The 8,529-nt window shown below is 66.6% G+C and carries 6 protein-coding genes and 1 pseudogene; 6 read left to right on the top strand and 1 reads right to left on the bottom strand.

Annotated features, from left to right (window positions below; genetic code table 11):
* The 3 genes and pseudogenes from VNQ78_RS16140 to VNQ78_RS16130 form a co-directional block, all read left to right on the top strand.
* A pseudogene (locus tag VNQ78_RS16140) lies at positions 1-254 on the top strand (hypothetical protein); the annotation flags it as partial.
* A 66-nt stretch (positions 255-320) separates the two neighbouring features.
* On the top strand, positions 321-1,469 hold the full coding sequence (locus VNQ78_RS16135) for an RsmB/NOP family class I SAM-dependent RNA methyltransferase (protein ID WP_325691620.1): 1,149 nt from the start codon (positions 321-323) through the stop codon (positions 1,467-1,469).
* 50 nt (positions 1,470-1,519) lie between these two features.
* Positions 1,520-3,568, top strand: a complete 2,049-nt coding sequence (locus tag VNQ78_RS16130) for an ATP-binding protein (RefSeq protein WP_325691604.1) — start codon at positions 1,520-1,522, stop codon at positions 3,566-3,568.
* On the opposite strand, the gene VNQ78_RS16125 is transcribed toward VNQ78_RS16130, so the two are convergent.
* Entirely contained in the window at positions 3,553-4,134 is a 582-nt protein-coding gene (locus VNQ78_RS16125; protein WP_325691602.1) for a hypothetical protein, read from the bottom strand. The two genes, VNQ78_RS16130 and VNQ78_RS16125, sit on opposite strands and share 16 nt — an antisense overlap.
* A gap of 243 nt (positions 4,135-4,377) precedes the next feature.
* Here VNQ78_RS16125 and recA point away from each other — a divergent pair, with 243 nt between their 5' ends.
* The 3 genes from recA (at position 4,378) to VNQ78_RS16110 (ending at position 8,528) form a co-directional block, all read left to right on the top strand.
* Complete coding sequence (recA, locus tag VNQ78_RS16120; RefSeq protein WP_325691600.1) at positions 4,378-5,448, top strand: recombinase RecA; 1,071 nt, start codon at positions 4,378-4,380, stop codon at positions 5,446-5,448.
* A 135-nt stretch (positions 5,449-5,583) separates the two neighbouring features.
* The gene (gene alaS / locus VNQ78_RS16115; protein WP_325691598.1) at positions 5,584-8,241 is read left to right on the top strand and encodes an alanine--tRNA ligase; all 2,658 of its coding nucleotides are present in this window, start codon (positions 5,584-5,586) and stop codon (positions 8,239-8,241) included.
* On the top strand, positions 8,238-8,528 hold the full coding sequence (locus VNQ78_RS16110; protein ID WP_325691596.1) for a DUF1330 domain-containing protein: 291 nt from the start codon (positions 8,238-8,240) through the stop codon (positions 8,526-8,528). The genes alaS and VNQ78_RS16110 overlap by 4 nt, the downstream gene beginning before the upstream one ends.
* Position 8,529 lies beyond the last annotated feature (1 nt).

The raw sequence follows: 8,529 nt of genomic DNA, 5'->3' as shown, positions 1-8,529 counted from the left end.
ACCGTGGCTTTCAGGGGATGACCGGCTCCCCCGAGAGCTATAACAGCTTCGCCTCGATCGGCGCGGAAAGCCGGGTGCGGGTGCGGCAGCGGCTCATGCTGCTTGGCGCGCCGCCGGGGACCAGGGTGACGGGCACCCCCGGTTCTCTTGCCGCGATCGGCGCGGGGCGGGGCAGCGCGCTTCGGGCGGCGCGGGGGCCGCTGATCGCGCTCAGCGAACCGGGTGCGACCCTGCCCGAGGATGCGGGGCTGTGAGCGCGGCTTGACATCGCGGGTCGCAGCGACTTTCTGGGGCGGACATATCCGAAAGCCGTGACCACCATGACTCCCGCCGCCCGCGCCGAGGCCGCCATCATCGTTCTTGACCAGATCCTTGCCGGCCAGCCGGCCGAGGCGGCACTGATCCGCTGGGCGCGCGGCAGCCGCTTCGCGGGCTCGGGCGACCGTGCCGCGGTGCGTGATCTGGTCTATGACAGCCTGCGCCGCCTGCGCTCGCGCGCGGCGCTTGGCGGGGCGCTCTCCGGTCGCGGGCTTCTCCTCGGCATGTGCCGCGAGGAGGGGACGGATCCCGCGACGATCTTCACCGGCGACCGCCATGCCCCCGCCCCCCTGACCGGGGCCGAGCTTGGCGAGGGTTGCGCGCCCTCCGGCCCGGAGGCGATGGATCTGCCGGACTGGATCCTGCCCTTGTGGTCGGCGGCGCTGGGGGAAGAGGCCGCGCCGGTCGCCGCTGCGATGCGCGACCGCGCGCCCCTCTGGCTCCGTGCCAATACGCTGCGCGCCACGTCGGAAAAGGCGCTGGAGGCCCTGCGCGAGGACGGGATCGAGGCCGAACCGGCCCGCGACCTCGCCAGCGCGCTGCGGGTGACGGAGGGTGGGCGCAAGGTCGCGGGCTCACGCGCCTATCGCGACGGGCTGGTCGAGCTTCAGGATCTTTCGCCGCAACTCGCCTGTGCGGCCCTGCCACGCGCGGCTGCGGTGCTTGACTATTGCGCGGGGGGCGGTGGCAAGGCGCTTGCCCTTGCTGCTGCCGGCGCGCGCCGGGTGGTTGCGCATGATGCCGATGCCGATCGCATGGCCGACCTTCCCGCCCGCGCCAGGCGAGCGGGCGCGCGGATCGAGGTCGCCGCCCCCGGCAAGGTCCGGGGCCAGTTCGATCTGGTCCTGACCGACGTTCCCTGTTCGGGCAGCGGCACCTGGCGGCGCACGCCTGACGCGAAATGGCGGCTGGACCCGGTGGGTCTGGACCGGCTGACCGGGCTTCAGGCCCGTATCCTCGACGAGGCGGCGGGGTTTGTCGCGCCGGGCGGGCATCTGGCCTATATGACCTGCTCGCTTTTCGACGAGGAAAACGCCGCCCAGATCGCCGCCTTCGGCGAGCGGAGCGACTTCGGGGTCGTGGAGGAGCGCCGGTTCACGCCGCTCGACGCCTCGGACGGCTTCTATCTCGCCCTGATGCGCCGCCGTTAACCTCCGGTTAATCCGCAGCGGATAGTCCGACTCTGGAGACAGGGGGATGGATGGCTCGGGCAATGCGGTCGCGTTTCTGGACGGCGGGAATATTGGCGGTTTTCCTTGCCGGCATGGCCCTGCTTGCCGGTTATTACGGCGGGTTCTCCGCGCCTGCGCCAGCGCAGATGGCCGCGATCCTCGGCGGGGGGCTTGCGCTTTGCCTGTGGGGCTGTGCCGTCCCGACGACACGGCTCGGCTCGCTCTGGCACCGCCGCCGCGCCTGGGCGAAGCTGCAGGACGGGCTGCAGCGGCAAGAGGGGGCGGCGCTTGCAATCGGACCGAGCGGGCGGATCGTCGCGCAGACGCCGGGCTCGGTGGCGCGAATGGGCCCGATGGTCGGCCGGCGGGCGACGGACATGCTTGCGCTGCGCCATGCCGACCCGGCCGCCGCCTGGCGCGAGTTGGACCGCCAGCTTGCCCGCAGCCGCGAATACCGCGCCGATCTGGGCCCGCTCGGGGCGTTCCTCATCCGTCGCGAGCTGCCTTCGCCCTGGCAGATCTGGACCGCCGATGAATTGCCGGCCGCCCCGCCCCCCGAAACCCCGCGCGCCGGGGGAGAGGAGTTTGACCGGCTGCCCGTGCCGCTGCTGATCCTCGACCCCTCGGCCCGCATCCTGCGGATCAACGAGGCGGCCCGGCAACTTCTGGGCGATGCCCAGCCCGGCGCGCATCTGTGCAGCTTCCTCGACGGGGCCGGGCGCGAGATCGGGGACTGGGTCTCCGACGTCTGTGTCGGCCGGACCGCAGGCGGCGCCGAGGTGCTGCATGTCAAGGGAGAGGGCAGCGACCGCTTCCTTCAGGTCAGCCTGACGCCGAGCGAGGGGGATTGCGCCACGGTGGTCCTCTCGGATGCGAGCGCCCTGAAGACGCTGGAGGCGCAGTTCGTCCAGAGCCAGAAGATGCAGGCGATCGGTCAGCTTGCCGGTGGAATCGCCCATGATTTCAACAATTTGTTGACCGCGATCACCGGCCATTGCGACCTGCTGATGCTGCGCCATGACAAGGCCGACCCGGATTTTGCCGATCTCGACCAGATCAGCCAGAACGCCAACCGCGCCGCGGCGCTGGTGCGGCAATTGCTGGCATTCTCGCGCAAGCAGGTGCTGAAGCCCCAGATCCTCGACCTGCGCGACGCCCTCTCGGACCTGACCCATCTGCTGAACCGGCTGGTGGGAGAGCGGGTCGTGCTGACATTCGACCATGATCCAGCATTGCAGATGATCCGGGCCGATCGCCGCCAGCTTGAGCAGGTGATCATGAATCTGGTTGTCAATGCTCGCGACGCCATGCCTGACGGTGGCGATATTTCGATCCGAACCGACAATCTGGAGTTGAAGCAACCGATCGAGGTCGGGCGCGCCCGCCTTCCAGCTGGGGATTATGTCCGGGTCGAGGTCTGCGACCAGGGCTGCGGCATGGAGGAGGAGGAGCTGAGCAAGATCTTTGAACCCTTCTACACCACGAAACGGACGGGGGAGGGGACCGGGCTCGGCCTCTCGACCGCCTATGGCATCGTGAAGCAGACGGGCGGCTACATCTTTTGCGACAGCACGCCGGGGGTGGGCAGCGTCTTCTCGTTGTTCTTTCCCGCGCATGATCCTCTTCGCCCCGACCCGGCCGAGGAAGCCGCGCCTGCGCCCGCTCCCATGCCCGCGCGGGCCGAGACGGATGCGACGATCCTTCTGGTCGAGGACGAGGCACCGGTGCGGGCCTTCGCCAGCCGCGCCTTGAAATTGCAGGGTTATTCCGTGCTTGAGGCGGCCAGTGCCGAGGATGCTCTTGCCCTGCTGGCCGATCAGCGTCTGAAGGTCGATGTCTTCGTCACCGATGTGGTGATGCCGGGCATGGACGGCCCAGCCTGGGTCAGGACCGCGCTGCGCGACCGCCCCCGAACCCGCGTGATCTTCATCTCGGGCTATGCTGAGGATGTCTTTGCCGAGGGGCATTCTCCGGTGCCGAACTCGGCCTTCCTCGCCAAGCCTTTCTCGCTCTCGGATCTGACCGCGATGGTGGGGCGCCAGCTTGCGCTGGAGTCCACGGATCAGAGCGTTTCGTAAAGCGCGACGTCGCGCTGCAGAAAGCGGCGCAGTTCGGCCTCCTGCTCGTCGCGCAGCGACACGTCGACGGCCGGCGGCACGTTCACCCGGGGCAGGCTGATCGCGCAATCCAGCCGGTCCTCGAGGAAATGGGTGAAGCCCTCGATCTCCTCATAACGGAAAATCCGGTCGACGCGGTCCTCGCCCTCGGTCAGGAAATCGCATTGCATGCCGATGCCGCGACCCGCCTCGTCCGAGGCGGCATAGGCCCGGGCGAAATCGGCGAAGCTGACGCCGACCATGGCATGATCGGGGTCGTCGATATCGTCCCGCTGCCGGAACCGATACCAGCTGCGCAGCCAGCCGATCGGCTCGCGCATCAGCGCGACCGTGGTGAAGGTGTCTCCGGTCGCGTGATGCAGCCAGGGTTCGATATGGCGCCGATAGCTGCCCAGATCGGTATGCTTCAACTCGGCCGGGCGCTGGACGGCAATATTCGAAAGGGCTTCCAACGCGGATTCCACCGCCGTCGATCCGGCCTTTGGCGTGGCCAGGAAGACAAGGCGTTTTTCCCAGAAAATCAGCATCCTGAACGGTTCCGCGCGGTTGATGGGCGGGTGAGGGAATATCGCCGGACCCCGCGGCTGTAAACGGATTCTTAATCTCCTGTTGCAAGGATCGCACCCAAGGAACCGGAAGGAAGGCGGTGAAACGATGAGAGTTCTTGCTTTCTGCACGAGATTGGATCAAATAAGAACAACCCGTGAACATGTGACGGGCGGGCACTGATTGCCCCGACGGGCGGGGTGTGAAATAAGCATGAGGACCGCATGGCAGGGGCAACACTTTTCGACATGAACGACAAGCGATCGGCAGACAAGCAGAAGGCTCTGGACAGCGCGCTGGCCCAGATCGAACGGCAGTTCGGCAAGGGCTCGATCATGAAGCTGGGCGCCGACAGCCCGGTGGCCGAGATCGAGGCGACCTCGACCGGCTCGCTGGGCCTCGACATCGCGCTGGGCATCGGGGGCCTGCCCAAGGGGCGCATCATCGAGATTTTTGGCCCGGAAAGCTCGGGCAAGACCACGCTGACGCTGCATGTCGTCGCCGAAGAACAGAAAAAGGGCGGTGTCTGCGCCTTTGTCGACGCCGAACATGCCCTTGATCCGCAATATGCCAAGAAGCTTGGCGTCAATCTGGACGAGCTGCTGATCAGCCAGCCCGATACGGGTGAGCAGGCGCTGGAGATCGTCGATACGCTGGTGCGCTCGGGGGCGGTCAACCTGGTCGTGGTCGATTCCGTTGCCGCCCTGACCCCGAAATCCGAGATCGAGGGCGACATGGGCGACATGCAGATGGGCAGCCAGGCCCGTCTGATGAGCCAGGCCATGCGCAAACTGACCGCCAGCATCGGCCGGTCGAACTGCATGGTGATCTTCATCAACCAGATCCGCATGAAGATCGGCGTCATGTTCGGCAATCCCGAGACGACGACCGGCGGCAATGCGCTGAAATTCTATGCCTCGGTGCGCCTCGACATCCGCCGCACCGGCTCGATCAAGGACCGCGACGAGGTCGTGGGCAACTCGACCAAGGTGAAGGTCGTCAAGAACAAGGTCGCGCCGCCCTTCCGCCAGGTTGAGTTCGACATCATGTATGGCGAGGGCATCTCGAAGGTCGGCGAGTTGATCGACCTCGGGATCAAGGCCGGCGTGGTCGAGAAATCCGGCTCGTGGTATTCCTACGGGGATGAGCGCATCGGCCAGGGACGCGAGAATGCCAAGCAGTTCCTGCGCGACAATCCCGAGATCTCCTATGCGATCGAGGACAAGATCCGCGCCAGCCACGGCCTCGACTTCGGTGCCAGCGATGATGGCGACGACGCTTTGACCGAGGACTGATCCCCGCCTCGCTTCGACGCGCCCCTCATCCGGGGCGCGTTTCTGTTTCCAACCCCGGCTGGCCGAGCGATCCGGCTTTACGCCCGCCCGCCCCTCGGTTATTTGCGGGTTCTGCCCATCCGGAAAGATTGTGCCATGCCAAGCCTGAACGACATCCGCTCGACGTTTCTGAACTTCTTCGAACGCAACGGTCACCGCATCGTCGATTCCAGCCCGCTGGTTCCGCGCAACGACCCGACGCTGATGTTCACCAATTCCGGCATGGTCCAGTTCAAGAACCTGTTCACTGGGGTCGAGACGCGGGATTACAAGCGCGCGACCACCGCGCAGAAATGCGTGCGCGCCGGGGGCAAGCACAACGACCTCGACAATGTGGGCTATACCGCGCGCCACCACACGTTTTTCGAGATGCTGGGGAATTTCAGCTTCGGCGACTATTTCAAGACCCAGGCGATCCCCTATGCCTGGGAGTTGCTGACCAAGGATTTCGGCATCCCCAAGGACAAGCTGCTGGTCACGGTCTATCACACCGATGACGAGGCGGCGGAGATCTGGAAGAAGGTCGCGGGCCTGTCCGATGACCGCATCATCCGCATCCCGACCAGCGACAATTTCTGGCAGATGGGTCCGACCGGCCCCTGCGGCCCCTGCACCGAGATCTTCTATGACCACGGCGACAAGATCTGGGGTGGCCCGCCCGGCTCGCCCGAAGAGGATGGCGACCGCTTCATCGAGATCTGGAACCTCGTCTTCATGCAGAACGAGCAGTTCGAGGACGGCTCGATGCGCGCGCTCGACATGCAGTCGATCGACACTGGCATGGGGCTGGAGCGGATCGGCGCGCTCTTGCAAGGCAAGCACGACAATTACGACACCGACCTGATGCGCAGCCTGATCGAGGCTTCGGCGCACGCGACCTCGAACGATCCCGACGGGCCGGGCAAGGTGCATCACCGCGTCATCGCCGACCACCTGCGCTCGACCAGCTTCCTGATCGCGGATGGCGTCATGCCTTCGAACGAGGGGCGCGGCTACGTCCTGCGCAGGATCATGCGCCGCGCCATGCGCCATGCGCATATTTTGGGCGCCAAGGATCCGGTCATGTTCAAGCTGGTGCCGGCGCTGGTGCGCGAGATGGGCGCCGCCTATCCCGAGCTTGGCCGCGCGCAGGCCCTGATCGAGGAGACGCTGAAGCTCGAGGAAACCCGCTTCAAGCAGACGCTCGACCGTGGGTTGCGTCTGCTCGATGACGAGCTTTCGCGCCTGCCCGAAGGGGCGGAACTGCCGGGCGAATCGGCCTTCAAGCTTTACGACACCTACGGCTTCCCGCTCGACCTCACGCAGGACGCCCTGCGCGAAAAGGGCCGCAGCGTCGACACCGCCGGTTTCGACGCCGCCATGGCCGAGCAGAAGGCCAAGGCGCGCGCCGCCTGGGCCGGTTCGGGCGAGACCAAGGATGCCGCGATCTGGTTCGACCTCGCCGAAGAGCATGGCGCGACCGAATTCCTCGGCTATGACACCGAAGAGAGCGAGGGTCAGGTTCTGGCGCTGGTTCAGGACGGTGCGGCGGTCGAGCAGGCGGGTGAGGGCCAGCAGGTCCAGATCGTCGTGAACCAGTCGCCGTTCTACGCCGAATCCGGCGGCCAGGTCGGCGATACCGGCCTGATCAAGACCGAGACCGGCGCGGCGCGCGTCACCGATACCCGCAAGTCCGGCGGCGTCTTCATCCATGTGGCCGAGGTCACGCTGGGCACGATCAGCCGCGGCCAAGGTGCGCAGCTCTCCGTCGACCATGACCGCCGCGGCGCGATCCGCGCCAACCACTCGGCCACCCACCTGCTGCATGAGGCGCTGCGCCGTGCCTTGGGCGAGCATGTCGCGCAGCGCGGCAGCCTCAACGCGCCCGACCGGCTGCGCTTCGATTTCAGCCATACCAAGGCGATGACCCCCGAGGAAATCGCCCAGGTCGAGCGCGAGGTGAACGAGTTCATCCGCCAGAACAGCCCGGTTGAGACGCGCATCATGACCCCCGATGATGCCCGCGGTCTTGGGGCGCAGGCGCTTTTCGGCGAGAAATATGGCGATGAGGTTCGCGTGGTCTCGATGGGCGAGCTGGACGGCTCGGGCAAGGGCACGAACGGCCGAACCTATTCGCTGGAGCTTTGCGGTGGCACCCATGTCGGGCGCACCGGCGATATCGGCATGTTCGCCCTGACCGCGGAGACCGCGTCGGCTGCCGGCATCCGCCGGATCGAGGCGCTGACCGGTCAGGCCGCGATGGACGCGCTGCGCCGCGTCGACGGCGAGCTGTCCGAAATCGCTGGCATCCTCAAGGCGCAGGCTGGCGACGTGGTTGGCAAGGTCCGCGCCATGGCAGATGAGCGCAAGTCGCTCGCGAACGAGGTTGCCCAGCTCAAGCGTCAGCTTGCAATGGGTGGCGGTTCGGAGGAGGCCGCGAAAGAAATCAACGGTATCAAGCTGATCGCCCGCCGTGTAGACGGCGTCAGTGGCAAGGAACTCGGCCCGCTGGTGGACGAGATGAAGGCGCGGCTCGGTTCGGGCGCCGTGGTCGTTCTGGCCGAGGCGGATGGCAAGGCCACCGTCGCCGCGGGCGTGACGCCCGACCTCACCGCCCGGATCAGCGCAGTTGAACTGGTTCAGGCGGCGACGGCAGCGCTTGGCGGCAAGGGCGGCGGTGGCCGTCCCGACCGCGCGCAGGGCGGGGCCCCCAGCCTCGCATCGGCCGACAGCGCCATTGCAGCCGTCGAAGCCCTGATCGGAGAGAAAGCATGACCGCCCTCTGGATTGCCCATGTGAACGTCACCAACCCGGACTCCTACGGCGAATATGCCAGGCTTGCCGGTCCGGCGATCGCGGCGCATGGCGGCGTGTTCCTCGCTCGCGGCACGCGCTACGTCCAGCTTGAGGGGAATGACCGCGCGCGCAATGTCGTCGCGCGCTTCCCCAGCGTCGAGGATGCGGTGAACTGCTACCACTCGGCGGAATATCAGGCGGCGCTGGAACATGCCAAAAATGCCGCAGAGCGCGATCTTGTGATCGTTGAGGAAAACCCGGCCTGAG

This window comes from Paracoccus sp. (in: a-proteobacteria) (assembly GCF_035556475.1).
Lineage (GTDB): Bacteria > Pseudomonadota > Alphaproteobacteria > Rhodobacterales > Rhodobacteraceae > Paracoccus.
The sequence above is the reverse complement of the archived record's forward strand: the minus strand, read 5'-3'. Positions and strand labels throughout refer to the sequence as shown.